At 66.6% G+C, this 24715-nt stretch carries 19 protein-coding genes; 7 read left to right on the top strand and 12 right to left on the bottom strand.

The genetic code is table 11. From position 1 onward, the window contains the following. Window positions 1–23: 23 nt before the first annotated feature. The 3 genes from K2Y42_RS10600 to K2Y42_RS10590 form a co-directional block, all read right to left on the bottom strand. Complete coding sequence (locus K2Y42_RS10600) at window positions 24–4094, bottom strand: M4 family metallopeptidase (protein ID WP_291152078.1); 4071 nt, start codon at window positions 4092–4094, stop codon at window positions 24–26. A 41-nt stretch (window positions 4095–4135) separates the two neighbouring features. After that, complete coding sequence (locus K2Y42_RS10595; protein WP_291152077.1) at window positions 4136–5698, bottom strand: M23 family metallopeptidase; 1563 nt, start codon at window positions 5696–5698, stop codon at window positions 4136–4138. Window positions 5699–5924: 226 nt separating this feature from the next. Continuing rightward, the gene (locus K2Y42_RS10590) at window positions 5925–8081 is read right to left on the bottom strand and encodes an AsmA family protein (RefSeq protein WP_291152075.1); all 2157 of its coding nucleotides are present in this window, start codon (window positions 8079–8081) and stop codon (window positions 5925–5927) included. A gap of 336 nt (window positions 8082–8417) precedes the next feature. Between K2Y42_RS10590 and K2Y42_RS10585 the strand changes: the two genes are divergently transcribed. After that, window positions 8418–9095 carry a hypothetical protein gene (locus K2Y42_RS10585; RefSeq protein WP_291152072.1) on the top strand — a complete coding sequence of 226 codons (678 nt, stop codon included), beginning with the start codon at window positions 8418–8420 and terminating at the stop codon, window positions 9093–9095. Between the two features lie 134 nt (window positions 9096–9229). Here K2Y42_RS10585 and K2Y42_RS10580 read toward each other — a convergent pair whose 3' ends face one another. After that, the gene (locus K2Y42_RS10580; protein WP_291152069.1) at window positions 9230–10585 is read right to left on the bottom strand and encodes a TIGR03808 family TAT-translocated repetitive protein; all 1356 of its coding nucleotides are present in this window, start codon (window positions 10583–10585) and stop codon (window positions 9230–9232) included. Window positions 10586–10620: 35 nt separating this feature from the next. Next, complete coding sequence (locus tag K2Y42_RS10575) at window positions 10621–11289, bottom strand: pyroglutamyl-peptidase I (RefSeq protein WP_291152068.1); 669 nt, start codon at window positions 11287–11289, stop codon at window positions 10621–10623. 683 nt (window positions 11290–11972) lie between these two features. On the opposite strand from K2Y42_RS10575, the gene K2Y42_RS10570 reads away from it, so the two are divergent. Both K2Y42_RS10570 and K2Y42_RS10565 read left to right on the top strand, forming a co-directional pair. Further along, a complete protein-coding gene (locus K2Y42_RS10570) occupies window positions 11973–13064 on the top strand; it encodes an alpha/beta hydrolase (protein WP_291152066.1) in 1092 nt (363 codons plus the stop codon). Window positions 13065–13142: 78 nt separating this feature from the next. After that, window positions 13143–13685: a hypothetical protein gene (locus K2Y42_RS10565; RefSeq protein WP_291152063.1), complete on the top strand. Its 543-nt coding sequence runs from the start codon at window positions 13143–13145 to the stop codon at window positions 13683–13685. On the opposite strand, the gene K2Y42_RS10560 is transcribed toward K2Y42_RS10565, so the two are convergent. From K2Y42_RS10560 to trmFO, 3 genes are all read right to left on the bottom strand, one after another. Continuing rightward, on the bottom strand, window positions 13686–14117 hold the full coding sequence (locus K2Y42_RS10560; protein ID WP_291152060.1) for an HIT family protein: 432 nt from the start codon (window positions 14115–14117) through the stop codon (window positions 13686–13688). Between the two features lie 59 nt (window positions 14118–14176). Beyond that, window positions 14177–15361: a GNAT family N-acetyltransferase gene (locus tag K2Y42_RS10555; protein ID WP_291152058.1), complete on the bottom strand. Its 1185-nt coding sequence runs from the start codon at window positions 15359–15361 to the stop codon at window positions 14177–14179. A gap of 181 nt (window positions 15362–15542) precedes the next feature. Next, window positions 15543–16988: a methylenetetrahydrofolate--tRNA-(uracil(54)-C(5))-methyltransferase (FADH(2)-oxidizing) TrmFO gene (gene trmFO / locus K2Y42_RS10550; RefSeq protein ID WP_291152054.1), complete on the bottom strand. Its 1446-nt coding sequence runs from the start codon at window positions 16986–16988 to the stop codon at window positions 15543–15545. Window positions 16989–17125: 137 nt separating this feature from the next. Between trmFO and K2Y42_RS10545 the strand changes: the two genes are divergently transcribed. Then, on the top strand, window positions 17126–17539 hold the full coding sequence (locus K2Y42_RS10545) for a response regulator (RefSeq protein ID WP_291152051.1): 414 nt from the start codon (window positions 17126–17128) through the stop codon (window positions 17537–17539). A 17-nt stretch (window positions 17540–17556) separates the two neighbouring features. Here the strand turns inward: K2Y42_RS10545 and K2Y42_RS10540 are convergent, their stop codons facing one another. The 4 genes from K2Y42_RS10540 to K2Y42_RS10525 are packed head-to-tail and all read right to left on the bottom strand — an operon-like array spanning window position 17557 to window position 22268. Beyond that, window positions 17557–19095: an HWE histidine kinase domain-containing protein gene (locus tag K2Y42_RS10540; protein WP_291152048.1), complete on the bottom strand. Its 1539-nt coding sequence runs from the start codon at window positions 19093–19095 to the stop codon at window positions 17557–17559. Beyond that, a complete protein-coding gene (locus tag K2Y42_RS10535; protein ID WP_291152047.1) occupies window positions 19083–19811 on the bottom strand; it encodes a hypothetical protein in 729 nt (242 codons plus the stop codon). Before K2Y42_RS10535 ends, K2Y42_RS10540 begins: the two co-directional genes overlap by 13 nt. 33 nt (window positions 19812–19844) lie before the next feature. Beyond that, window positions 19845–20867 carry a cytochrome d ubiquinol oxidase subunit II gene (gene cydB, locus K2Y42_RS10530; RefSeq protein ID WP_291152045.1) on the bottom strand — a complete coding sequence of 341 codons (1023 nt, stop codon included), beginning with the start codon at window positions 20865–20867 and terminating at the stop codon, window positions 19845–19847. 3 nt (window positions 20868–20870) lie between these two features. Beyond that, on the bottom strand, window positions 20871–22268 hold the full coding sequence (locus K2Y42_RS10525) for a cytochrome ubiquinol oxidase subunit I (protein WP_291152042.1): 1398 nt from the start codon (window positions 22266–22268) through the stop codon (window positions 20871–20873). A gap of 191 nt (window positions 22269–22459) precedes the next feature. Between K2Y42_RS10525 and K2Y42_RS10520 the strand changes: the two genes are divergently transcribed. The 3 genes from K2Y42_RS10520 to K2Y42_RS10510 all read left to right on the top strand — a co-directional run bounded on the left by K2Y42_RS10520 (window position 22460) and on the right by K2Y42_RS10510 (window position 24686). Further along, window positions 22460–22654 carry a hypothetical protein gene (locus K2Y42_RS10520; RefSeq protein WP_291152039.1) on the top strand — a complete coding sequence of 65 codons (195 nt, stop codon included), beginning with the start codon at window positions 22460–22462 and terminating at the stop codon, window positions 22652–22654. Between the two features lie 365 nt (window positions 22655–23019). Next, window positions 23020–24117, top strand: a complete 1098-nt coding sequence (locus K2Y42_RS10515; RefSeq protein WP_291152036.1) for a DUF2157 domain-containing protein — start codon at window positions 23020–23022, stop codon at window positions 24115–24117. Next, window positions 24114–24686 (top strand): GDYXXLXY domain-containing protein, encoded by a 573-nt coding sequence (locus K2Y42_RS10510; protein WP_291152033.1) that lies wholly within the window; start codon window positions 24114–24116, stop codon window positions 24684–24686. The genes K2Y42_RS10515 and K2Y42_RS10510 overlap by 4 nt, the downstream gene beginning before the upstream one ends. The last annotated feature ends 29 nt before the right edge of the window (window positions 24687–24715 follow it).

Raw genomic sequence — 24715 nt, 5'->3', positions numbered from 1 at the left:
GTCCGCCGTTACGACGACGTCACTCACGACGACGGCATTTCAAGCCCCACCGCGCGCTGCGAGGCGATCACCTGCTCGCAGTCGGCCGGGATCAAGCCGCCGATCTCGCCGCTCGCGAGTTCGAAACAGCCCTCGACGAACGCGTTCGCCGCATGCGCCAGCGTCGAGCTCTGGTTCATGCCGACCGTCATGGCGCGATAGGTGATGCGCGCGAGCTTGTAGCGTCCGATGCCGCGCACCGTCATGCCGCGATGCGTGCCGCCCTCCGAGATCAGGTAGGCGAACTTGTTCAGGATGCCGCTGTTGAAGTGCACGCAGCCGTTGTCCTGGTAGGCCGTCGAGCCGCATTGCGTATCGTCCGGCGTGAGCACGTCCGCGTAGTGATCCGGCTGGCCGCGGTTGGCGAGTGAAAAGCGCGCCGCCCGGTTGAAGAGCGAGAGGCCGTTGCTGTCCTTGAGGTTGGGGTCGGCCAGGCTGCGCAACGGCGCCGTCACGGAGAAGCCAGGCGAGGCTTCGCCGATCAGCCAGTTGCCGCCGTCGCCCTTCGCGTCGAGTTCGATCAGGGCTGCGAAAATGTCGGCGAGCGATTCATTCACCGCCCCCGGCTCGTTGAGATAGAGCAGGTTCTTTTCGTGCGCGATGATGCCGTGCGTCATTTCATGGGCCACGATGTCGAGCGCGCCCGCGTAGCCCGGCCCATACACCATCACGTTGCCCTTGGGGCAGTCATAGGATTTCGTGGTGCACCAGTAGGCGTTCTGTGTGCGCCCGTGCTGCACGTAGGCTTCGAGCGGCGATCCGCCCGATCCGTCGCGATCGTCGAAGCTGTTGCGGCCGAACGTGAGAAAGAAGTAGTCGCGCACGATGCCCGCGTTGCGGAACGCGATCAGCGTTTCGGGAGAAAGCTTCTCGGCGCGCGTGCGGGCGTCCTCGTCGATCCCGATCGTGCCGGGGAACGTGGTCGTCTGCGCCAGATCGTAGATCCGGCGCAGCATGCCCGACGGCTGGTCGCGGTAGTAGTAGAAGGCCTCGCCCGTCGCCGCGTCGACAAAGATGCGGAACGAGTCGATCGTCACGAGCCACGCGAGCCGTGTCGGGCCCGCCTTCGCCTTGCCGACGAGCGCGGGGTCGAACACGGTGAGTTCAGGCTTCGCCACGTCGGCCTTCTGCGGATCGGGCGCGAGCGGGAACGCCCGCGAGGCGTCCGGCGCACTGCGCAGCACCTCGCTGAGCTTGGCACGTGCGGCCGCCACCGCCTCGCCCTCGGCGATCTTCGGCTTCGTGGTCTCGACGGCGGCATTGGAGGTCGTGCCGCTGTACTTCGTCACGCCGAGCGAGCGCGACACGGTAAGCTTGGCCGAAGATCCGAACACAGGCACGCCTTCGATGCGCTGCTCGACCTCCGCCACGTAGCGATCCGGAAAATCCGGATCCTTGCGGCGGTCGACATACTGCTGCTTGGCGCTCTTGTTCTTGCTCGGGAACAGCGTGCCGAGGCCACCCGTACCGAAGTAGCTCTCCACGGCCCGCTTGGTCTCTTCTTCCGAGAGATCGCCCGAACCGCTTGCCGCGCCGAGCCCGGCCGTGCCGCCGGGTTGCGGCGAAAGCCCCATCACGGTGCTCGGCAATCCGGTCGCCGGGTTGATCGTGACGTGCAGGTTCGGATGCGTCTTGCGCAGCTCCGAAATCGCCGCCTCGACTTCGCTGCGCACCGCCGCGGCGTCGCTGGTGGACGCGCCCGCCGTCGTACCGGCGGTCGCCGCGATCGGTGTGCCGCCGCCCGTGCCGGTGGGCTGCGTGGGACCGGTGGCCACGACGTTCGAATTGATGAGACGGCGGCACTGCGTCACCGGCTCAGGAGTCGACTCCGCCACCGCATAGATCTCGGGCGGCGTCGTAAGGCCGGCCGCCGCCATGGCGGTTGCGAAGGGCGTAGCCGAATCCGACCACAGGAAGTCCATCGCGGCGAGATCCGTGCGCCGCGAGCCGCTGAGTAAACGCGCGTCCCTCGGCGTCAACGCGCCCTGTCCGCTGCCGTTGATGTCGATCTGCGGCCAGAAGCACTCGTTGTCGTCGACTACGCCATCGCCGTTGAGGTCCTCGGTGAAGGCTGCGTTGGCCGTCGCCGCGTTGGCGAGCGATGCGATCTGGCGCGAGAACAGCGCAAGGTCGCTCGGCCCGACCGCGCCGTCGCCGTCGAGGTCCGCGACCAGGCGCGCCGCCTGGGGAGCCGCTTCGCTGACCGCTTCGAGCGCGTCGATGGTCGCCGCCTGCGCCGCGCCGGAAGGCGGCGGGGTCGCGCTTTTGCGCAGGATCGCTGCGATCTCGGCTGGCTTCTTGTCGGGGGCGAGCTCGAACAGGATCGCCGCCAGCGCGGCCACGTGCGGCGCTGCCTGCGAGGTGCCGCTGCAGACGCCGAACGGCACCTTGTCGGCGGCGAGCGTGCTCATGATGTCGACGCCGGGCGCCGCGAGATGCCCGCCCGTGTTGGAGAAGTCGGCGCGAAGTCCATTCCGATCGACGGCTTCGACGACCACGATGTTGGGCGGGCTTTCACCGGTTGCGGATTTCTGCGTGCCGGCCCAGGCGAAGGGCGAAGCCCACTTCGCGTCGATCGGTGTCGTGCGGCCTTCGGAATCGTTGCCCGCCGCGACGACGAACAGCACATGGTCCTGCACGCGACTGGCCATCAGGCGGATGAGGTTGGCCTGATGCGTGACATGCAACGCGAGCCCCGGCACCTCGTCCGGATCGTCGTCGCCGAGCAGATCGCTGGCCACGAAATTGTAGCCGAGGCTGACATTGATGACCTTTAGCCCGTCGGGCTGCATCAGGTTGGCGTAGACGTAGTCGAGCGTCTTGGCGAGCACGTCGTCGAACAGCAACGCGTGCACCTGCCAGCCCTCGTCGACTCCGGCCTGGCCCGAGTCGCCCACGATCTTGTCGTCGACGGCGATCGCGTCCATGCGCGCGCCGGGCACGATACCGTTGATCCCGGGTTGATCGCCGGGGTTGGCGCCGATGATGCCGGCCACGTGCATGCCGTGATGCGTGCCGCAGCTCGCGGTGTGGAACACCAGCGGATTGACGTTCTGCATCGAAGCGAACGGAACCATCGCGTTGGTCGCGAAGCCGCCGTCGATGATGCCGATTTTCGGGCGCACGGCCTGCGGGTTCGCCTTGCGGTAGCGATCGAGAATGGTCCAGACGGGCGGCAGCCGGATGGCCTTGAGGCCCCAGTTGCCGTCGAACGTGTCACCGGCCTGCCAGCGCCACGAGAACACTTCATCGCCGACGACGATCGAAGCGCCCTTGCTCTTGGGCAGATGCTTGGCCTGCATCGTCGAGTTGACGAACGCGCCGTCGACGACCTTCTCGTCGCGCAGATCGCGGATCAGCTGCGGCTCGAGCACGTTCTGGAGCTGGGCCTTGCTGTCGGCCGGCGCCGCGCCGGGCGCGGGCGATGTCACGGGCGCACGCCGCCTCGCGCTCTCGTCGACCTCGACCGTGATCACGCCGAGCGGCGCGATCATCTTCGTGATCTTGAGGTGGTACTTCTTCAGGAGGTCTTCGATGTCCTTGTCGGTGGCCGTCGGACTGAGCTGGATCACGTAGCTGTTCGGCTTCGCCACCGGCACGCGGCGCTCGCTGCTCTGGTCCCTCGGCTCCTGGCGCGAACGCGACTTGCGCGGATAGAGCGAGCGGAAGATGGACGGCTGCCGCGACGTGTCCGCCTCGGAGGTTTCGCTGAACGCGCCCTCCGGCTGGGCGGCCGAAGCCGCAGGCTCGTCGGCGAACTTCGAGGAGAAGAACGCATAGACCTTCTCGCCCCACGAGGCGTCGGAGCGCTTCTCGTTGGAGCCCTTCTGATCCTTGTTGCCGGGATCGATGTAGATGAAGTCGTCCTGCTTCTGCTGGCCGCCGCCGGATTGGGAAGGCTTCGGCTGCGGCGTCTTTTTCGGCGCGAACTTCTCTTCGAGCGATCGCTGCAGCCGGTCGTACTGCGACGGCGGCAGTTGCGCTTCGGCGGCGGCGAGCGGCGCGGCGATCGCGATGAGCATCGCCACGGCAGAAGCTGGCGTATGTCTCGGCATCAAGCGACTCCTAACTCAACATTGAACGGCATCGTCGTGGATCAGGGCCCCGTGGCCCAGTTCCACCAGGAATTCCAGTTGTCCTTGGTCGACTGCCACCAGCCCTTTTCAGGACCGGGAGCAGGTGCAGGTGTCGGAGCCGGCGTCGGCGCAGGCTTCGGTTCCGGCGTGGGAGCAGGTGAAGGCGCAGGTGTGGGCGCGGGAGCGGGCTCTGGCGCAGGTGTAGGCGTCGGAGCAGGTTCCGGCTTCGGTTCTGGCGCAGGCGCGGGCGGTTCCGGCTGAGGCGCAGGTTCCGGTGCGGGCGCCGGTTCCGGCTCGGGCTGCGGAGCAGGCGGCTCGGGCGTCGGTTGCGGCGCGGGCTCTGGCTGCGGCGCAGGTGCGGGCTCGGGCGCCGGAGCCGGAGGCGGCGTGGGTGTCGGCGCAGGTTTGGGTTCCGGCGCCGGAGTGGGCGGCGTGGGCGGCGGCTTCGGCGCGCCGATCTCGAGACCGGCATCGACGATCAGATTGCCGGACGCGTCGATCCCCCCGTCGATCCCCTTGGAGCGGCGCAACGCGGCGATGAGCGACGTGAACGTCGGCACATAAACCTGCAGCGTCTTGTCGCCGACCTTCACGCGCTGGCGCACCTGCAAATGCAGATGCAGGCTGGTCGCGATTTTGCCGCCCATGTAGCGCGACACGCGGCCCAGAACCTGGCCCTTCTTGACCTTCGCCCCCGTCTTCACGGTGATCGATTTGGGGTGCATGTGGAGGTAGTAGTAATCCGTGCCGTCGGTCGCTTTGAGCTGCACGGTGGTGTTGCTCGTCACGTTGACGATCTGACCATCGGCTGCGGCGACGGCTTCCCAGAAATTGTCCTTGTAGGAGGGCGGGCGGATGTCCTGTCCCTGGTGGCCTGCGCCGCCCGGGCACATCGGCATGTCCCAGCCGCGCACTTCGCAATAGTTGTCGCGCTGCTTCATGGGATCGTAGTTGCGCGGATCGCTGTCGCTGCCGCCGGCCGCGCCCTTGCCGTTCCAGCCGCCGCCGCCGTAACCCCAGATCTGGGAGTTCATGTGCGGATACTGGCCCTCGGCGAGCTTCAGCGGGAACAGCATATCCGGCATGTAGACGAAACGGTCGACGCGCCCGCGCCCCTGGTCGCGTTCGAAAAGCGATCCGGGCGGGTAGTAGGCGAAGCCTGCTTTTTCGGTCGGCGTCGGCGCGGGCGGCTCGCCGGGCGTCGGCGGCGTGACCGGGCCTTCACCGGTCTCGGGCGGTGTCGGCGTGGGTGTCGGTGTCGGTGTTGGAGTAGGCGGAGTGCCTTCCGGCGGCAGCAGGCTGCAGCGCGCGAGGTGCACCAGGCTGCCGCTGTCGTCGCGCCCGTAGCAGGACCCGTCATCGGCGCGCATCACGCCGAAACCGCCGCCTGTCCGAGCACCCGCGAGGCTCTGCGCCAACGCATACGTTGTTGGATCGCGGCCCACGAGGGCGCGTGTCGCCATTTCGATCGAGCGCGGCGTCGGAGGAACGGCGACTTCCGCCGGTGCGCGGACTGGAATGAAAAGGAGAAGTCCCGCGCATGCGGGAACGGCCCACAACGCAAACCTACGAACCACTCTCACGCGACATCCCCCGTTCCCAATGCCGAAACACGCATCCGGATCCCCGGCCGACTATGCCCCAAACAGTCCGGTCCTGGCAACGCAACCGCGGGTGCAACCGGTGCGCCGAAAATGCTCGCCAAACTAAAAAATGCAGTGGACCGTCAAAGACTAAATCACAATCAAGAGAACCCGGTCATCGCGGAGCCATGCGGTTTAACAGTGTCCGACAACAAGCACGACGAAACTAAGGCGTGCCACCCTCCGGAGTTCCACTTTCGGGCGCTGCTTCCTCGGGAGGCAGCAGAGATTGGAGCATTTGCCGAGCATCCGGTGACAGACGGTCCGGCGGAAGATCGGCCGCGAGCACGCGCCGGATCGCCGCCTGGACGTTTGCGGGCGGCGGCTCGGGCGAGGCGGCCAGCGCCTGCGGCCCGCCCAATCCCGGCGACGACGAAAAGAGCCCGCCCCAGTCGATCCCGACGGACGGCTTGGCCCAGTCGCCCGAAATGCGCACGGGGATCGGAAACGCCGTCGGCGGCGGAATGGCTTTGACGCGGATTTCCTGGTTGAGCTTGCGCGCCGGCACGTTCACCGAGCCGGTGGAGTTGATCTCGACCTCGGGCCCGCCCATCGAGAAGCCGGGCTCGCTGCGCATGATGCCCTTCTTGATGTCGTATTGGGCATCCAGCCGCTCGAATCCCGTCTTCATGGCGAGATCGAACTTCCAGCTCTTCCACCACTCGAAGATCATGCGCCGCACGTCGAAACCGCGCAGCGCGCCGCGGCCCATCTGGAAATGCGCCTTGCCGTCCAGCGTCGAGGCGAGCTGCGCCTGGTTCTGGCCGGCCGCCGTGGCGTTGATCACCACATCCGAGGTGCCAGAGAGCAGCGGCTTGCCGGTCAGCTCCGTCACGATCGGCTCTGCGGCGACCTTCGAGAGATTGAGCGCCACTTTCGCGCGCGGCGGCGATGCGCGGCTGTCGACGTTGACCGTGCCCTTGGCCGAGCCGTCACCGACCGCCAGCTCTTCGATGGTGGCATCGAGCACGCCGTCGACCAGACCGGCCTTGACGCGCCCCTGCTTGAGATCGAGCTGTCCGTAGGAAATCTGGGCGGCGCGGATCTCGACATCCATGTCCACTGAACGCAGCGATTTGAGATTGAACGGCTGGTCGCTCCAGCCGCTTGCCGAGCTGACGGCGGCGGTCGGCGCCGCTTGCGCGACAGCCGCGGCCTGCGGGCCGCTTTCGAGCGTGTTGAGGTCGTTGAGCAGTTGCTCCCACGACGGTTTGACCAGCGGCTCGAAATCCTCCTGGATCGCTTCCGGCGCAAGCGACGCACGCGGCGTGGCCCCTGTCAGGCGCCTGAGGTCGACGTGCTCGCTCGAAACCGCACCGGAGATCTTCGGGCGCTCGCCCGCGAGATCGAGCGTGCCGTCGAAACGCCCGCTGGTCGTGTTGACCATCACGTCCGTCTCGGTGAAGGCGATGACGTCGCCCGCAGCCGCGATCTTGCCTTCGAGCGACGTCCTGAGCGGCTCGCCCGAAGCGGCGGCATCCGCTCCGGCCCACTGCGCAAGTCCCACGAGAGACGGCGTCGATGCCACCACGTTGCCCTTGAACTCGGCCGTGGTGGAAAAAGAAGCATCGCCAGAAACGCTGGCCGTGAGCGGGCGCGCGTCCATCCGCGCCACAAGCGTGGTCGTCTTGACGCTCGTCAACGCCGTGTAGTCGCCGAGCGCGACGTCGAACGCGACGGTTTCGCCTCCGGCCGTGAGCTGGCCCTTCGACGTGACGGCGCCCGAGATTGCATCGAGCGTCTGCACCGAGGTGATGGCGCTTGCGGCTGCCTTCGATCCCGTCAGCGCGCTTTGGTAGGAGACCGCCCCGGTATCGATCGTGATCGCCGGCGGCAGCGTGAAGTCGGCGGCCGGTGCGGAGGTCGTGGGCGCAGGGGTGGACTGCGCAGCTTCCGTGGGCGCGGCTGCCGCCGCGGCCGGCGCGCTCGTGGCGGCAAACACCCAGTTGCGGTTGCCCGCCGCGTCTTCCTCGAGCGCGAGGGCAGGCTGGACGAAGGCCAGCGCCTCCATGCGGACGCGGCCTTTGATCAGCGGCAGCAATTCGACCGTCGTCGTGATGATCTGTCCCGTGAACAGGTCGCGGACGGGCATCCCCTCGGGGTTGGCGACGGTCACGTTATGCAGCTCGACATCGAGCCGCGGCTTTTCGAGCTTCAGCGGCACGCTGAGCCGCAGGTCGCCGATCGTGACCTTGCGTCCGATGGCGGATCCGATGGTCGCGGCAAGCTGGTCTTTGAGAAGGCCAGTGGGCGGGAATGCAATCAGCAGTGCGGCCGACACGACGGCGCCGACGAGCACGGTCCGGAAAATTCGCCAGGCCATTGGGCACTCCACGCACAACTCAGACCGCAATCCGCCCTGTGTCCGCCAAATCGCGCGCGTGCGCGAACCAGCGTGCAGGAGATTGCGGCGCTCCCCCCGGGGAGCGTGGTCCCAAGCGAATACTCTTTGCGGCGTAGGCATTCAACCGGCAGCAGCCGACGAAGTGCGCGTGCGTGGCAAGTGGGAGACGCTTCACAGGGATGGACTTGATCGCAAACGCCACCGCCGGGTAAGGTCGCTGCCGCGTGCGGCCAGCCCAATTGCAGGTCAGCGCCATAAAGCGCGCGCGTTCGGTCGGTAAAACGACTTCGGTTGATAAAACAAGGATGTGTTCGCATGCCGATCAATCGTTTGTCGCGTCCGGTTTCGCGCGCCGCCCCGAGCGTGTGCGCCGCGCTCGTGGTGTGCCTCGGCGTGACGTCGTCTGCCTCCGCCAACGACAAATTGATCGCGGTGCAATGGTCCGATCCTGAAATCAAGAGCTTCGTCTCGGCCAATGCGGGCGGGTCCGCGCGCTCGCTCGGGCCTACGGAAGACGACAAACTCTCCAAGCTGAAGCTGCCCGTGCTCGCCTTCGGGGCGACGCCCGGCGTGGTCGAAAGCACGTTCCGGCTCGGGCCGCGCCCGGCGACGGAGCGCGATGTCGTCGTCGATGAGGAAAATCCCGTCTGGTATCAGATTGTCGAGCGCTACGGCGACGTGACGGTCTCGGTCTCGGCCGACCTTCGCGTGCAGCACGAATTCACGCCCGAGCAACTGCCGCTCTACGAGAACAAGAGCCCCGGCGCGGCCCCGGCGGCCGGCCCGGCCGTAAACGTGTTCGACGACCGCAATGAGGGCGGCGAAGAAGGCCTCTTGGCCGAATACACGATCATGCGCTTCGGCGTGCCGTACACCGTCACGGTCGAGTGCACGCAGGAAGCCAAGGACGAGTGCCGCGACACCGGCCAGATCTCCAAGGACAGCGAGCTGCTGAAGCTGATCAGCGCAACGCCGCCGCCGCCCGCGCCGTAGAGTGCTTCCGGAAAAGTGGGAACCGGTTTTCCGATTAGAAACACGACAAGCAGAGTGCTTCCGGAAAAGTGGGAACCGGTCATGGCGGAGCCAGGCAAGCCACCGTGTCCGATAAGAAGCACGAAAAAAAAGAGCTAAACGGCGAGATTTCCGCTGATCGCGAGGCGGCTTCCGGCCGGCACCTCGGCAGACGCAAGATCCGGCCCGTGCGCCTGTCCGTGGTCCATGGCGCGAATGGCGCCGTCGCGCGTGTTCGAAATCATGTTCTGGCTGATCAGGCACGCGCCCGCTTTCGGGTCCGACGATACCATGATGCCGATCCCCGCCTTGCGAATGAGATTGCCGGTGATCGCGACGTCGCGCAGGTAGGGTCCCCATCCCGCCGAGATACCGGCCGTCGGAGCATCTTCCACCACGTTGCCGCTCACCGCCGCGTCCGCCTCGATGCCGATTCCGATGCCGCGCTTGTCGACAGGCTCCTGTTCGCGGCGGAACAGATTGCGGACCAGATTGCCCTGCACCACCGCGAGCCGCCCGCCTTCGTTGAAGTTGGTCACGGCGATGCCGTTGGCGGCTTCGTCGATGACGTTGGTCGCGATCAGCGCGCCCGCGAACGAGAACTCGGCGTAGAGCGCCACTTCGCCCAGCTTCCGGCAGGCGTTGCCCACCATCTGAATGTTCTCCGCGCTGTTGCCCCGAATGGCGGAATAGGCGCAGTCCTCGATGCGGTTTGACGCCGCGAGCACCCCGCCGGCCCGGAACACGTTGATGCCGTTCCCGTTCTGGCCGCTGCCGCCGGCCTTGGCCGCGATCCGCGAGATCCGGTTCGAGACCACCGTCGTGCCGTCCTCGCCGGCCGCGCTGCGCCAGACCTGGATGCCGTTGTTGCCGCAATCCATGACGGCGTTGTGGGCGATGTCGAGGCCGCGCGCATCGAGGCTGAAGATCCCCGCCTGCGACATGTCCCGCACGTCGCAATCGCCGATCCGGCCCGAGCAGTGCGTGAGCGCGATGCCGTTCATGAGGCCGCGCCGCACGTCGAGATCGACGAGCGAAATGCCGTCGCTGTCGGAGAGCGAGATCAGGCCGGTGCCGAGCCCCGCATCCATGCCGAGCAGGCTGCCGTCAATGACGAGGCCTTCGAGGCGCAGCCCCGGTGCTTCCTCTCCCGTGAGGAAGGCGGCGCCGCCCGTGAATTCGAGCACCGACTGGCGCGCCGCGCCGATCAACCGCAAGTTGGGCCGAAGCTTGATGTGGCCGACGCGGAAAAGCCCTGCGGCAAGCGTGAGGGGCGTGCCGCGCCGGGCGGCGTCGTCGATTGCGGACTGCAGACGAGCGGTCTGGTCGCCGTCGCCATCGGGCGCGAAAACGGGCTGAAAAGCTGCGGTCGCCGTCTCGTCCCGCGCGCGCGGACCGGCCGCCGCAGCAGCCGTTGCGAGGCCGGCGGATGCGAGTCCAGTCGAGAGCAGGGTGCGGCGGTCGAGCGGCATGGTGGCCTCCAGGGGCGCATCATGCCGGATGGGAGTTAAAGGAACTTAACGTGTCGCCGGGAGGGTGGCGGACGGCCGAGGCAGGTGCGCACGATCTCGAGCCCGCCAAGCAGCGCCGAGCCCCAGTCGAAGCGCATCTCGCGCCGTTCCACCTTCGATTTCAGGAGCGCGGGCGGGATCACGCGCGGAATATGGAAAAACCCGACGCCGTCGATCTCCTGCTCCTCGGCGAGTTCGAGCGAGCGATAGAGAACGGCGTTGCACAGGTAGGATCCGGCGTCGTCCGATGTGGTCGCCGGTATTTTGAGTGCTGTCAGGCGCGCCACGATATCGGCGGCTGGAAGCGGCACGTCGCGCCGGTCCGGACCATTGGGCTCGAGCAGGCGGCCCGCCGGTACGGCGCCGACCGCGTCCTCGGAAAGCGAGCAGGCATTGCGGGCGGTGGTCTCGACCACATACGCGGTCGCGTTGGCGGAAACGCCGAAATGCAAAACCAGCTTCGGGCGCTCGCGCTGATAGAGCGTCGCCAGCCGTGCGGGTCCCCGTTCCCATTCGGTGGGCAGGATGCGCGCCACGACCCGATGCGCACTGAAGCGGCGCGCTGCGAGATGCGCGAGCTTGGCCACGAACCGCTCGCTGGCGTTTTCTTCGACGCCAGGAAACGGGCCGAACCCCGTCAAAAGGATAGTGTCTCGCCGCCGCATCTGGCCTCAGGAAATGATCAATTGAATGGCCACCCGCGGATTGGGGAGGCCAGTGTGTTCACATTGATCTCGTATTGGATCGGTCTTACGCTCCGCCACATGAGGCGGTCCGTCTGTAGGCAGGTGGGCACCCGACTATGATCCTTCAATGGCATTCTATGGCATCGGCGTGTGGGGAGGCGTATTTGCGCAAAATAGGCATTGGGGTGCTTTGCTTTTTCGCCCTCGCTCTGGCCTCGTGCGGCGAGGCGCCACAGAAGGCGAACGCACCGGAAAATTCGTCTGGCGCAACACCGCCTTCCACGGAAAGCAAAACGCCATCCGATGGCGTCAGTTCCGCGCCGAAGCCCGCAGAGCCCGCGCCCGCCGAGTCTCCGGCCGCCGAGTCCGCACCCGAAGAGCTTGAGCCCGGTTCGTCAGCACCCACGTCGCCAGCGCCGAGCGCGCCAGTACCCAGTTCTCCAGCACCGACTTCTCCCGCACCGGGCGCTCCTGCGCCAGGCGCGGGCTCCGACGATCACGGCGCAAATGGATCCTCTGCGCCCCGCCCGCGTGCTTACGCCCGTCCCCCCTCTGCCGGCGCAGAGCAGCCCCCGGCTGGCGGCTCCCCGCCACCGGCAGGCCCGGATCCTGTCGGCGGCTCCGGCCCACCGCTCGGCGCAGGCCAGGGCGCGCCACCCCCGATGCCGTCGCCGCCTCCGCCTGCCGGCGGCGTGCCCGCCGATGCGGCCAAGTCCGAGCAGGGCGAATGGGACGTCGTCCCGGTCTATTACGGCACGGACCGCACGCAGGCGCCGAACGAGAACCGCCTCGATTACGGCAGTGAGCGCGGCCGCCGCCTCGAGCTGGGCCGCGCGCTGGTAACGGTGCCGAAGGCGCACAAGGTGCCGAACGTCGAGCGCCCGTGGGCCATCAAGGTGTTCAACATCACGCTCTACCAGGAGGCAGAAGACCCCGATCGCCACTTCACGATGAAGGAGATCAAGGCGATGACGGAGGACGAGCTTCTGGCGCAGGTGCGCGAGCGGTTGGCCGCGTCGCAGCGCTACAAGGATCACGCCTTCATTTTCATCCACGGCTACAACACGACCTTCGACTACGCGCTCTACCGCACGGCCCAGATCGCCTACGACCTCAAGTTCGACGGCGCGCCGTTCGCCTACAGCTGGCCTTCGGGCGGCGGCCTTGCGAGCTACACCTACGACCGCGAAAGCTCGGGGCAGTCAGAGCCGTACCTGAAGAAGTTCATGGAGATGGTGATCAACAAATCCGGCGCGAAGTCGGTCAGCATCATCGCGCACAGCATGGGCAACCAGCCGGCGCTCCAGGTGCTGCGCGATCTGCGCCGCTCGAAGCCGGACCATGTGCAGATCAGCCAGATCGTTCTCGCCGCGCCTGACGTAGACCGCGACAATTTCGAGAACATCGTCTCGGAAATCCAAGGCCTGGCGAACGGCATCACGCTCTACGCCGCCGGCAACGACCGGGCGCTGCGCGTGTCGCGCAACTTCTACGGCGGCATTCCGCGCGCAGGCGACGTGCCGTCGACGGGACCGCTCGTTCTGCCGGGCATCGACACGATCGACGTATCGGCGGCAAGCACGGACAGCTTCAGCCTCAACCACTCGGGGTATGCGGAAAACAACGCGCTCCTGACCGATATCGGCGCGCTGATTGCGACGGGCACGCGGCCGCCCAAGCTGCGCACGCCGTTGCTCGATGAGGTAGCAACAGACCGGGGCGCCTACTGGAGGTATCCGGCCAAGACGCCGTAAACTGGGGCCGCAGCAATTCGTTAACCCCGCCTTGCGACAGTGCCCCATCGTGGAAACTGTTGCCCAGCGGAGCGTGACATGCGTGGCCTCAGCATTGGCGGAGTGATCTTGAGCGTGGCCCTGCTTGCAGGCGGCATCGCGCCGGCCAGCGCGGCGGAAGACACCGCGTCTCCCGCCGGCTCTGCCGCGTCTCCGCCCGGCGCTGCCGCGACCGCCGATTACTATACGCGCCGAGCCGAGAGCGTGATCGAAGCGGAAAAGAAGGGCGCAGCAAAGCAGCACCCGCTTGCCGCCGCACATCCGGGATTTGATGTCGTGGTTTGCGAGGCCGGCTGCCCCGTCGGCCAGACACCCGAAATCGTCTTCGCGCGCCGCGAGACCGAACGCGAAAAGGCCATCACGCAGGGCGAGATGGTTCCCACGTCGTCTGGGGCGGGTGCAAAGCCGGGCGATGTCGAGGAAAGCAACCTCGCCTGCATCGCCGGCTGCTACGACAAAACCGCAGCCGTGGACATGCGGGAAGAAGCGTCGGCCTGGTCGGCATCGGTCGTACCGGCGGCCGCGCCCGAAAAGCACGCACCCGCTGCCCCCGTTCGCGACAAGCTCTCTCCGATCCGCTGATCAGCCGGCGAGCGCCGCCCTGATCTTCGCGGCGTTCGCGGCGAGCACCGCTCCGTCTTCCATGCCGCCCGTGTGCGGCTTGAGCGGCACGCCCTCGTGGCGCGGCACGACGTGAATGTGCAGATGAAAGACGCTCTGGCCGCCCGCAGGCTCGTTGTACTGGAAGACGCTGACGCCGTCGGCGGCGAACGCGGTCTTCACGGCGCGCGCGACCTTGGCGGCCACGGGCAGCAGTTTTGCGAGCGCCGCGTCTCCGGCATCGAGCAGGTTGCGAGAGGCGGCCTTCGGCACCACGAGCACGTGGCCCGGCGCTTGCGGCATCACATCCATGAACACGACGACGTCGTCGTCCTCCAGCACCTTGTGAGCCGGAATTTCACCGCGAAGGATCTTCGCGAAGACGTTGTTGGTATCGTAGGCCATGGTGCGCATGCTCTCTTGGAAGGAAACGCTGCCCCTTAAGAGCATCGCGGGCGATGCGCCGCAAGCCCCTAGGTCTCGCCCGTCGAGCCGCCGTCCTTACGGAACGGCCCATGCTCGCGCAGAAGCTCGTTGACCTCCTCGACCTGATCGCGCTCGTCGGCGAGATAGCGCGCCACGGCCGCTTCCAGGCTCGGATTGGCCAGCCAGTGCAGCGAATACGTCGTCTCCGGAAGATAGCCGCGCGCCAGCTTGTGCTCGCCCTGTGCGCCGGCCTCCGCCCGCGCCAGCCCGTGCGCGATCGCATATTCGATGGCTTGGTAGTAGCAGAGCTCGAAATGCAGCGCCGGATGATAGGACGTTGAGCCCCAGTAGCGGCCGTAAAGGCAATCGCCGCCGATCAGGTGCAGGGCCCCCGCCACGAGAGCATCGCCCTCACGCGCGAACACGAGCAGGCACCGGTCCGCCATTGCGGCCCCGAGCTGCGAGAAGAACGCGCGGTTGAGGTATGGACGCCCCCACTTGCGCGATCCGGTGTCGAGGTAGAACGCGAAGAACGCATCCCAGTGCGTCTCCGTGATGTCGGGTCCGGTGACGCTGAAGATCTCGACGGACGAATGCGCCTCGGCCCGCTCCTTGCGGATCGCCTTGCGCTTGCGCGAGGCGAGCGTCGCCAGAAAATCATCGAACGAGCGATAGCCGGCGTTGCGCCAGTGGAACTGCTGGCCGGTGCGCTGCAGAAAGCCCTCGCCCGCAAGGCGCTGCCATTCGCCTTCGGTGAGAAAGGTGATGTGCACGGACGAGGCATCGATGCGGGATGCGACCGCGCGCGTGGCGAGTGCCAGCAGGCGCTCCGTTTCCTGCTGCTGCGGCCCCGGCCGGGCCAGGATGCGGCGGCCGGGAACGGGCGTGAACGGCACGGCGCCCTGCAGCTTTGGATAGTATCGGCCCCCGGCGCGATGCAGCGCATCGGCCCAGGCATGATCGAACACGTATTCGCCTTGGCTGTGGGTCTTGCCGTACAGCGGCATTACGCCGGAAATCGCGCCGTCCACGCCCTCGATAACGAGGTGATACGGCGTCCACCCTGTCCCGGCTCCGACCGCGCCGGACTCTTCCAGCGCCTTGAGAAACGCATGCGCGAGAAAGGGATTGTACGTCGCCGGGTCCGGATTGGCGCAGGCATCCCAGTCGGCAGCGGCGATTTCGCCGATGCTCGGGACGACTTTCACGATCCTTGCTTCGGCGTCGCCCAAGTGCTCCTCCGGCAACACGTGCTCTGCGGGAAGACGCGGCCCGCTCAAGACGAAGTCGCGCGCCTGTGAGCGAAGTCGCGTCCCCGCGACTTGGCTCCGATACGCCCTAGGAGATAAGCGCGGCGAGACGGCGATCAATCGGCTTGGGTCGCGACGCGTCGCCTCGCTTGGGATCGCGGTCCTAGCTCGCGGCGTCTGCCCCCACTGCACGGCTCGCAGCCTCCGCACGCCCCGTCGTTTCGATCCAGCCGTCGAAGTCCGCCAGCGCGCGGCGCGACATGATGCGCTTTTTCTCCGCCCCGCGCTCCTTGCCCTTGAGCTTGCGACCATCGGAACCGGCGGCCGGAGCTGTCTCCAGCGGCGGCAACAGGCCGTAGTTGATATTCATCGGCTGGAAGGACGACGCCCCGCTCGCCTCGGCTTCCAGAAGGTGCCCGCCCGTAATGTGCGCGAGCAACGCGCCGAGCGCCGTCGTGGCCGGCGGCGGCGCAAGCGTGGCGCCGAGGCGCTCGGCAGCGGCGAACCGCCCGGCCAGAAGCCCGATGGCCGCGCTTTCCACGTAGCCCTCGACGCCGGTGATCTGCCCGGCGAAACGCAGGCGCGGCTGCGCCTTGAGCCGAAGCTCCGTGTCGAGCAGCTTCGGCGAGTTGAGGAACGTGTTGCGATGCAGCCCGCCGAGGCGTGCAAATTCCGCCTGCCCGAGGCCCGGGATCATGCGGAACACGCGCACCTGCTCGGCATGCTTGAGCTTCGTTTGGAAGCCGACGATGTTCCAGAGCGTGCCGAGCGCGTTGTCCTGTCGGAGCTGCACGACGGCATAGGGCCGCCGTCCCGTACGCGGGTCCGTGAGGCCGACCGGCTTCATGGGGCCGAACCGCAGCGTTTCGCGCCCACGCTCGGCCATCACCTCGGCCGGCAGGCAGCCGTTGAAGTAGGGAGTGTCGGCTTCCCACTGCTTGAAGACGGTTTTGTCGCCGGCCAGCAGCGCGTCGATGAAGGCTTCGTACTCGTCCTTCGAGAACGGGCAATTGATGTAGTCCGCGCCCGTGCCCGCAGGTCCCGCCTTGTCGTAGCGCGATTGGCGCCACGCGATGGTCTCGTCGACGGTCTCGATGTGCACGACGGGTGCGATCGCGTCGAAGAAGGCGAGCTCGGCTTCCCCCGTGAGCGCCCGCACAGCGCTGCTGAGCGCAGGCGAGGTCAGCGGCCCGGTCGCCACCACGACGTTGTCCCAGTCCTCAGGCGGCAGACCTTCGATCTCGCCCCGCGCAATCGTCACGCGCGGATGCGACGTGAGCCGCGCCGTGACCTCGGCCGAAAAAGCGTCGCGGTCGACGGCGAGCGCGCCGCCCGCCGGAAGCTTGTGCCGGTCGCCGGCCGCCAGGATGAGCGAGTTCGCACGCCGCATTTCCGCATGCAGCAGCCCGACGGCGTTGGTCTCCCAGTCGTCGGACCGGAAGGAATTTGAGCACACGAGCTCCGCCAGCCCGTCGGTCTTGTGGGCCTCGGTGGTGCGTACAGGGCGCATTTCGTGGAGTACGACGGGCAGTCCGCGCTCGGCGATCTGCCAAGCGGCTTCCGAGCCGGCAAGTCCGCCACCGACGACGTGAATGGGATGTGATGTCATGGAGTGACGCTATCACAGTCCGGAAGGGGCTGCGTCAACCCCGTACGTTGCAAGAATTGAACGGCGATTATAAACTTGCCCCTCACACTGATGACACCGTAGTCATTGAGTGGTGAGAACGAGGTCGGAAAGAACCGATGTCAGTTATCCCGCGAAACGGCGAGATGCGTGCCGGTAAACCGGTGGTGGGCGTACTCATCGTCGAAGATTCCTGGAACGTTGCGCTTTCCCTCAAGGGCATCGTCGAGCAGGCCGGTGCGCGCGCCATCGGCCCGGTGCCGACCGTGCGAGAAGCGCTGCGGGTCGTCGAAACGCAGCCGATCGCGCTGGCCCTCGTCGACATGAACCTCAAGGATCACTTCGCCGATCCGCTGGTCGATGTCCTGATCGCCCGCAACATTCCGTATGCCATCATAACGGCTTACGACGCGTTGCCGACGGATGCGGATCGCGCCGCGATCGACCGCATGAACAAGCCGCTCGACCACGCCCGCATCTCGGCGCTGATCGCGGCCTTCACGGGAAATCAGCCCGGCAAGAGCATTGCGTGATTGCAGGCGATGTCGCTCTAGGTGAGTGAAAGACCGGGCTCTGAGAGCGGCAGCCGGATGATGCACAGCGCGCCCGGCGGCGGGAAGGTCAGCTCGACCGTTCCATCGGTTTCATACTGAAGCAGCTCGCGAATGGTCGAAAGGCCGAACCCCTCGGGTCCGATGGCGCCGAGGGCCGAGGCGCACGTTTCTCTCCAGGTTATGACGAGCGTGTCGCTCTCGTCGGGTCCTGCCGTCTCCACCACCCAGCCGACGCTGACCTTGCCGCCGGGTTGCGACAGGGCGCCGTATTTCGCGGCGTTGGTGGACAACTCGTGCAGCACGAGATTGACCGACTGAGCCAGCGAAGGCCCGAGCACGACCCGCGGTCCGCGCACCATCTGCGCGTCGAATGCCTGGTAGGGCGCGAGCTCGGCTTCCACCAGTTCATCCAGCGCGAGCCCGTGCCAGCGTTCGCGGCTGAGGAGCGAATGCGTGCGGGCCATCGAGCGGATGCGCCCTCCGAGCGCAACGTAGAAATCGCCGAGCGATGACGTGCTCTCGCGCGACCGCTCCACGACGGCCTGCACCACGGTCAGTGCGTTCTTCACCCGGTGATTGAGTTCGCGAACCATGAGCGTTTGCCGGGTCTCGGCCGCCCGGCGCTCGGCGATGAGCGCGCTGAGGGCGAGCGAGCATCCGGTGAGCGAGACTATTGTGAGCTGCGTGCTGAAAATGTGCAGTGCCCCCGTCGCGCCCTGTTCCGCAATGACGGACCCGACAATCACCAGCGCGACCGCCGATGCGCCGATCGGCGAGTAGGTGAGGGGGTGGCGGATCGCGAGCAGCAGCAACGACGGAAAGATGAGCGCGATGGGGAGATCGATCGCCGAGGTCGATATCTGCGAGCCGCCGGGCCCGATGGCATAGGCGGTCGCAACGACGACGCCCGTCAACGCGATCCCCTCGAGGTGGTCGCGCCACGTCGCGGGCGTGGTGAAGAGCGTGCGCATCCCGACGATGAGCGGCGACAGTGCGATGATGCCGATCAGGTCCGAGCGGAACCAGACATGCCAGTCGTCGGCCCACGACGTCCAGGAGCGATCGGCGAGGTAGAGCGCGAACGTGGCGAGCGCGCCTCCGAGGCCGGCGCCGATGATCGCCGCCTGAAACACGCCGAACACGCGCAGCAGGCTATCGAACTGAAGCCGCGCCCCGAGAACCCGGTGCACGAGCAAGGCCACCGTCACGCACTCGACCACATTTGCCATGGCGAACGATGCGGTCAGGAAATACGAGCGTCCCGCTGTGATGTTGGCCGCTAAGGTGGCCACGGCCACCCCGACGGCGATCGGGGCCACGCTGTGGCGCCCGCCCGCCAGCAGCGCGCCGACGGCGACGCCCGATGCGGGCCAGAACACGGCCACGCCCGCGTCGTCCAGCAAGGCGAGGCCGACGCGTGCCGCGACATAGTACGTGACCGCCATCAAGAGGGCGATCGAGAGGAAATGCACGGCCTTGCGCGTCCGGGACGGCCCGTCGCCGGTCGCGGTCAACTGTTGGATCAGCTCTGACATTGGCCGCTGGCGTCGAGATCGTTTTTGATCGCGTCGACGGAGTCGAACTCGCCGACCGGCCCTTGCTCCGTCTTGCCGCTCGCGTCGAAGAGCCAATACCAGTCGAAGCTGCCGCCGAATTTGAAGTAGCGATGTTGCTGGGCGATGATCGCGTCCTTGAGGGCCGAGGTGCACCAGGAGAGCACCACGAAGTCGTTGGCGGGCATCACGAAGCGCGCGGTTTGCGAGTCCCGCGAATAGAGATGCAGCCCCGAGGACGTCGCCCACGCGGGCGACAGGAAGTAGATCGTGCGTCCATCGGACGAGAACTGCTTGTTGTGGAAGCCGCAGAGCGCCTGGCTCGGCTCAGATCCCGTGCGCCCCTGCAGCAGAAGCACGTCTCCGCTGCCGTCGGTCTTCACCTGTCGCAGCTCGTCCGAACCCGAGAGGGAGGCGCAGTCGGTCAGCGCATCGTCGGATGGATCGGGCGGCGGCTTGGCGCTGCGCGTGAACACGACCCACTGTCCATCGGGCGTGAGCGAAGGAGCGCTGTCGCGGCCCGTGCCGGTCAGCACCTTGCGCACGCTGCCTGAGATCAGGACGATGTTGCCGTTCTCGGCCACAACGCGGCTGCTGCCGCGCGGGTCGGCAAACGCGGGCGCAGAGGCCGCGCCGAGCGCGCACGCCATGAGGAGGCCGCGCCGCATCCCGGTGAGCTTGGCAAGCTCGAAGCGCATGATGAAACCCGCTCGAAAACTGCCGGCTCGTCGTCAGTGATAGCCTTCGCCGGCGCGCACCTTCCCGCGGAAGGTGTAGTAGACGAAGACAGTGTAGGCGAGAATGACCGGCACCAGGATCAAGACGCCGATCAGCATGAACAGCTGCGACGAGGGATGCGCGGCCGCCTGCCAGACGTCCAGCGACGGCGGGATGACGAGCGGCAGGTTCGAGACGGCAAGTCCCAGGAATCCAAGCAGAAAGAGCGCGATGGTCGAAACGAACGGCCGCGTGTCGTGGCCGCTCTGCAACCCGGACCAGCACGACCAGGCGGCATAAGCCGTCAGCAGCGGCACCGGCGCCAGCAGGAAGAAGTTCGGCAGGCTGAACCAGCGCTCGTAGATGCGCGGAATGGCGAGCGGGGTCCAGAGGCTGACGATCAGCAGCGCAAGGAGTACGGCGGGCAGGAGAAACTTCGCCTGCTCGCGTGCCTTCGCCTGCACCGGCCCGTCGGTCTTCATCACGAGCCAGGTCGCCCCGATCAGCGCATAGCCGCCCACCACCGCAACGCCGGTCAACAGCGAGAACGGCGACAGCCAGTCGAACGTGCCGCCCGCATAAGCCCCGTCGCGCACCTCGATGCCTTCGAGCAACGCGCCGAGAATGAGCCCCTGCATGAACGACGCGACGATGGAGCCGCCGGCGAATGCGATGTCCCACATCTGATGATGCGGTTTCGCGACCCAGCGGAACTCGAACGCCACGCCGCGAAACACGAGCGCGAGCAGCATGAACATGACCGGCAGATAGACGGCCGGCATGAGGACTGCGTAGGCCAGCGGGAACGCGACCAGCAGGCCGCCGCCGCCGAGCACGAGCCAGGTCTCGTTACCGTCCCAGAAGGGCGCGACCGAGTTCATCATCTGGTCGCGATGCGCTTCTTCCGGGCTCGCCGGAAAAAGAATGCCGATGCCGAGGTCGAACCCGTCGAGCACCACGTAAAGCGCCACCGCCACGCCGAGCACGACGAGCCAAATCAACGGCAGCCAGTAGGCCATGCCCTCCAAGCTCTCCATGCCTCAGCCCTTCTTGTCGATTGCTTCGTGCGCGGCTTCTTCGGCGGCCGACAACGGTCGCGACGGTACGCCTTCAGACGGCTTGACGGAGGCCCCCGTCGGTCCCTTCTCGATCAGCCGGTTGATGTAATAGATGCCCATCGAGAAGACGATCGAGTAGACGATCACGAACGCGACCAGCGTGGTCAGAACCGCTTCCGCCGAAACGGGCGACGCCGCGTCTTTGGTGCGCAGAATTCCATACACGAGCCACGGTTGGCGCCCGGTCTCCGTCACCCACCAGCCGGCCAGGATCGCGATGAAGCCCGCAGGCCAAGCGAGAGACAGCGGCCAGAGATACCAGCGCGCATTGAACAATAGCCCGCGCCACCACAGGAACGCGCCGATGAGGCCGGCTGCGATCATGAGCATGCCGATGCCGACCATGACGCGGAAGGCGAAGAACACGGGCTTCACGGGCGGCCGGTCCTGCGGCGCGAAGTCCTTCAGACCCTTGAACAGGCCGTTCACGTCGTGAGTGATGATGAGGCTAGCGATGTTCGGGATCGAGATTTCGTAGTCGTTTCGCTCCTCGGCTTCGTTGGGCCAGGCGAACAGCACGAGGTCGGCCGGCTTGCTGCCGTCCCAATGCGCTTCCATCGCGGCGACCTTGACCGGCTGGTGCTTGGCCGTGTTGAGGCCGTGCGCGTCGCCGATCACGAGCTGCAGCGGAGCCAGCACCGCCACCATGCCGATGCCCATGCGGAGCATCGTCTTGGATTCTTCGACGAACCGGCCGGCCAGCAGATAGCGCGCGCCGACCGCCGCCACCACGAGCGAGGTCGTCAGGTAGGCGGCCGTGAACATGTGCGAGAAGCGGTAGGGGAAGCTCGGATTGAAGATGATCTCGAGCCAGCTCACCGGGTAGGCGATGCCGTCGCGCACCTCATGTCCGGCCGGCGTCTGCATCCAACTGTTGGCGGCCAGAATCCAGAACGCCGAAATGGACGTGCCGATGGCCACCAGCACGGCCGCCGTGACGTGCAAGTTGGGCGACACGCGGTTCCAGCCGAACAGCATGATGCCGAGGAAGGATGCTTCGAGGAAGAACGCGGTCAGCACCTCGTAGCCGAGCAGCGGACCTGTGACGTTGCCCGCCACGACCGAAAAGCGGCTCCAGTTCGTTCCGAATTCATACGAAAGCACGATGCCGGAAACGACGCCCATGGCGAAGCTGACGGCGAAAATCTTGGTCCAGAAGCGCGCCAGGCGATGCAGGTGGTCGTGTCCGGTCATGCGCCAGCGCACCAGCAGCGTCGCGATGAACGCCGCGAGGCCGATCGTGAAGCTCGGAAAAATGATGTGAAACGAGACCGTAAAGGCGAACTGGATGCGCGCCAAAAAGGTTGCGTCGAAGTCCATGGGCGCCATCTCGGAAGCGGTTGGAAGCAATCACGATCACCGGACGAACCGGATAACGCATTGTGGCTTGTGTCACCTCCGCCGTCGAGCCTTTCCGTAAGGGCTCGCGACCTTGCGCCGCTTCGTGGCGAGTGCGACCAAAGCGTGATATGAAAGGCGCTCGTGTTGCTTGGAAACACGGAGGAAACGCTATGGACACAAAAGTCGTTGTTGCGATCGCCGCGGCCATCGCTTTGGCCGTCATCGCGTACACAGCACTGACGCCTGCGCCGGATGTGGCTAAAGACGCAGCGCCCACGCCTGCTCCCGCTTCCGATACCTCGACGCCTGCACCCACGCCGCCTTCCGAACCGGCGCCCGCCGCGCCCACGCCGCCGCAGCCCTAGCACCGTCCGTCGAGGGAAGGCCGATACTGGATTGCCGATGATGCCGCCGCGCCGATTTCGCGGCGCGATGAGCTGCGGCCTATGCAACGCCTATGCAACGCCTAGGCAACAGGGATCACATGCAACGCGGCTCGGGCTTGGGCTGTGGTCCGCCACCGCCCTTGGCCCATCGCGTTCGCCAAGCGTTAAGCACGCTCGCAAGCCGCTCCCCGCGGCCTCGAGGAACCTCTGGCGCTTGGTCATCGTCGCGACATAATACTTCGGTGATCAGTATGCGGTCTGGCTCGCATCCGGATTGCTGAGGCAGCGCCTCGCACACTCCTCCCGTCGTCCGAGCCCGGACTGAACCCTCAAGGTCCCTACCCATGTGGAGCTACCGAAAACGTATCGACCGCGACCTCGTTCGCTGGCGCGAGGCGGGCTGGATTACGCCCGAAGGCGAGGCGGCGATCCGCACCGACGTCGAAAAGGGCATTCGCACGCTGGGTCTCGCCAATGCGCTCGCAATCCTGAGCGCGGTGCTGATCGGCTTTGCGGTCATGAGCTTCGTGGCGTCGAACTGGCAGGAGATGCCGCGCATCCTGCGCCTCGGCCTGCTTCTCGCCAGCCTTTGGGCGTCCTACGCGCTCGCCGGCGTCTTCGCCCGCCGCGGCATGGACGGCTTCGCGCATGCGGCCGTGCTGCTCGGCGTTGGCATCTTCGGCGGGTCCATCATGCTGATTTCGCAGATGTACCACATGGATGGCAATCCGGCCGATGCGATCCTGCTCTGGGCCGCGGGCGCGCTCGTCGCGGGCGTGGGGCTGCGGTCGAATCCGGCGCTCGCCTTCGCCATGATCCTCGTCACCTATTGGGGGATCTCCGAAGCGCTGCGGTTCAACACCGTCTTCTGGCCGTTCCTCCTCCCGTGGGCCATCGTCTCGGCGGCCTTCTATTGGCAGCGCTGGCGGCCCGGCCTTCATCTGTCGGGCATCGCGCTGACCGGCTTCATCGTCAGCCTCGGCTACCGCCTGAACGACGGTGACGCGCACGGCCTGGTCACGGCCGCGGGCCTCGGCGTCATGGCCGCCGCAATCGCGGGCGAACGCCTGAAGCCGGAGCTGCCGGCCCTTTGGTCCGGAACGTTCAACTACGGCCTCGTCATCACGCTGGCCGGATTGTGGGCGCTGCAGTTCTTCAAGTCGCCCGAGCTCGACGTGTTCACGCTGCTCGCTGTTCTCGCCATGGCGCTGCTGATCGCATCCATCTTCTGGGGATTGCAGTCGGGCAATCGAGGCGCGCTCTGGCTCGGCTACATCGGCTTCTCGGTTGAGATCCTGGCGATCTACGTCAAGACCATCGGCACGCTGCTCAACACGTCGCTCTTCTTCCTCGTGGCGGGTCTGATCGTGTCGGCGCTCGCCGCCCTCGCCTATCGCATCCATTCACGCGCAGAACCGCAGCTTCAGGGAGGCGCGTCATGATCAAGCTTCAACCGGCGTCGTGGGTGGCCATCGCCATCGTGGCGGCCATTCAAACGGCTGCGCTGGCCTGGATGGTCTACGGCCGCGTCAGCCTGCTGCGCGACGGCCGCGAAATCGTGGCCGAGGTGATCCCCGTCGATCCGCGCGACCTCTTCCGCGGCGACTACGTCGTCCTCGGCTACAGCTTCGGTCGCGGCGAGGTGCCGGTGCCGGTGAGCACGGTTCAGGGCGACACGGTCTACGTCACGCTGAAGCCGACGGGTCCCGGCCAATGGGAGCCTGTTTCGGCCGAAGGGTCGTATCCTTCGCTGACGGGCGGCCCGGATAATGTCGTGCTCAAGGGCATCGTATCCTACGTCAGCCAGGCCACGCCCGCAGAGCTTCCGAAGGCGTCGGTTCGCTTTGGCATCGAAAGCTATTTCGTGCCCGAAGGCACCGGGCTCGCGCTCGAGCAGATGGTGCGTGACAAGAAGATCTCGGCCGTCCTGGCCGTCGGCGGCTCGGGAGACGTCGCCATCAAGGCGCTCGCCGTGGACGGCAAGCGTATCCACGAGGAGCCGCTCCTCTAGCGCTGGGGCGCCCCCGTCCGCCCGCGCGA

Origin of the sequence: Hyphomicrobium sp. (assembly GCF_019744875.1) — a bacterium.
Classification (GTDB): domain Bacteria; phylum Pseudomonadota; class Alphaproteobacteria; order Rhizobiales; family Hyphomicrobiaceae; genus Hyphomicrobium_C.
Note: the sequence above shows the minus strand (reverse complement) of the source record. Positions and strands in the feature narration are given on the sequence as shown.

Excerpts from the sequence above, each read along its gene's own strand:
- K2Y42_RS10600 (WP_291152078.1), bottom strand. The coding sequence starts at position 4,094 with ATGCCGAGACATACGCCAGCTTCTGCCGTGGCGATGCTCATCGCGATC.
- K2Y42_RS10590 (WP_291152075.1), bottom strand. The coding sequence starts at position 8,081 with ATGGCCTGGCGAATTTTCCGGACCGTGCTCGTCGGCGCCGTCGTGTCG.
- K2Y42_RS10585 (WP_291152072.1), top strand. The coding sequence starts at position 8,418 with ATGCCGATCAATCGTTTGTCGCGTCCGGTTTCGCGCGCCGCCCCGAGC.
- K2Y42_RS10580 (WP_291152069.1), bottom strand. The coding sequence starts at position 10,585 with ATGCCGCTCGACCGCCGCACCCTGCTCTCGACTGGACTCGCATCCGCC.
- K2Y42_RS10575 (WP_291152068.1), bottom strand. The coding sequence starts at position 11,289 with ATGCGGCGGCGAGACACTATCCTTTTGACGGGGTTCGGCCCGTTTCCT.
- K2Y42_RS10570 (WP_291152066.1), top strand. The coding sequence starts at position 11,973 with ATGCCGTCGCCGCCTCCGCCTGCCGGCGGCGTGCCCGCCGATGCGGCC.
- K2Y42_RS10565 (WP_291152063.1), top strand. The coding sequence starts at position 13,143 with ATGCGTGGCCTCAGCATTGGCGGAGTGATCTTGAGCGTGGCCCTGCTT.
- K2Y42_RS10560 (WP_291152060.1), bottom strand. The coding sequence starts at position 14,117 with ATGCGCACCATGGCCTACGATACCAACAACGTCTTCGCGAAGATCCTT.
- trmFO (WP_291152054.1), bottom strand. The coding sequence starts at position 16,988 with ATGACATCACATCCCATTCACGTCGTCGGTGGCGGACTTGCCGGCTCG.
- K2Y42_RS10545 (WP_291152051.1), top strand. The coding sequence starts at position 17,126 with ATGTCAGTTATCCCGCGAAACGGCGAGATGCGTGCCGGTAAACCGGTG.
- K2Y42_RS10540 (WP_291152048.1), bottom strand. The coding sequence starts at position 19,095 with ATGTCAGAGCTGATCCAACAGTTGACCGCGACCGGCGACGGGCCGTCC.
- K2Y42_RS10535 (WP_291152047.1), bottom strand. The coding sequence starts at position 19,811 with ATGCGCTTCGAGCTTGCCAAGCTCACCGGGATGCGGCGCGGCCTCCTC.
- cydB (WP_291152045.1), bottom strand. The coding sequence starts at position 20,867 with ATGGAGAGCTTGGAGGGCATGGCCTACTGGCTGCCGTTGATTTGGCTC.
- K2Y42_RS10525 (WP_291152042.1), bottom strand. The coding sequence starts at position 22,268 with ATGGACTTCGACGCAACCTTTTTGGCGCGCATCCAGTTCGCCTTTACG.
- K2Y42_RS10520 (WP_291152039.1), top strand. The coding sequence starts at position 22,460 with ATGGACACAAAAGTCGTTGTTGCGATCGCCGCGGCCATCGCTTTGGCC.
- K2Y42_RS10515 (WP_291152036.1), top strand. The coding sequence starts at position 23,020 with ATGTGGAGCTACCGAAAACGTATCGACCGCGACCTCGTTCGCTGGCGC.
- K2Y42_RS10510 (WP_291152033.1), top strand. The coding sequence starts at position 24,114 with ATGATCAAGCTTCAACCGGCGTCGTGGGTGGCCATCGCCATCGTGGCG.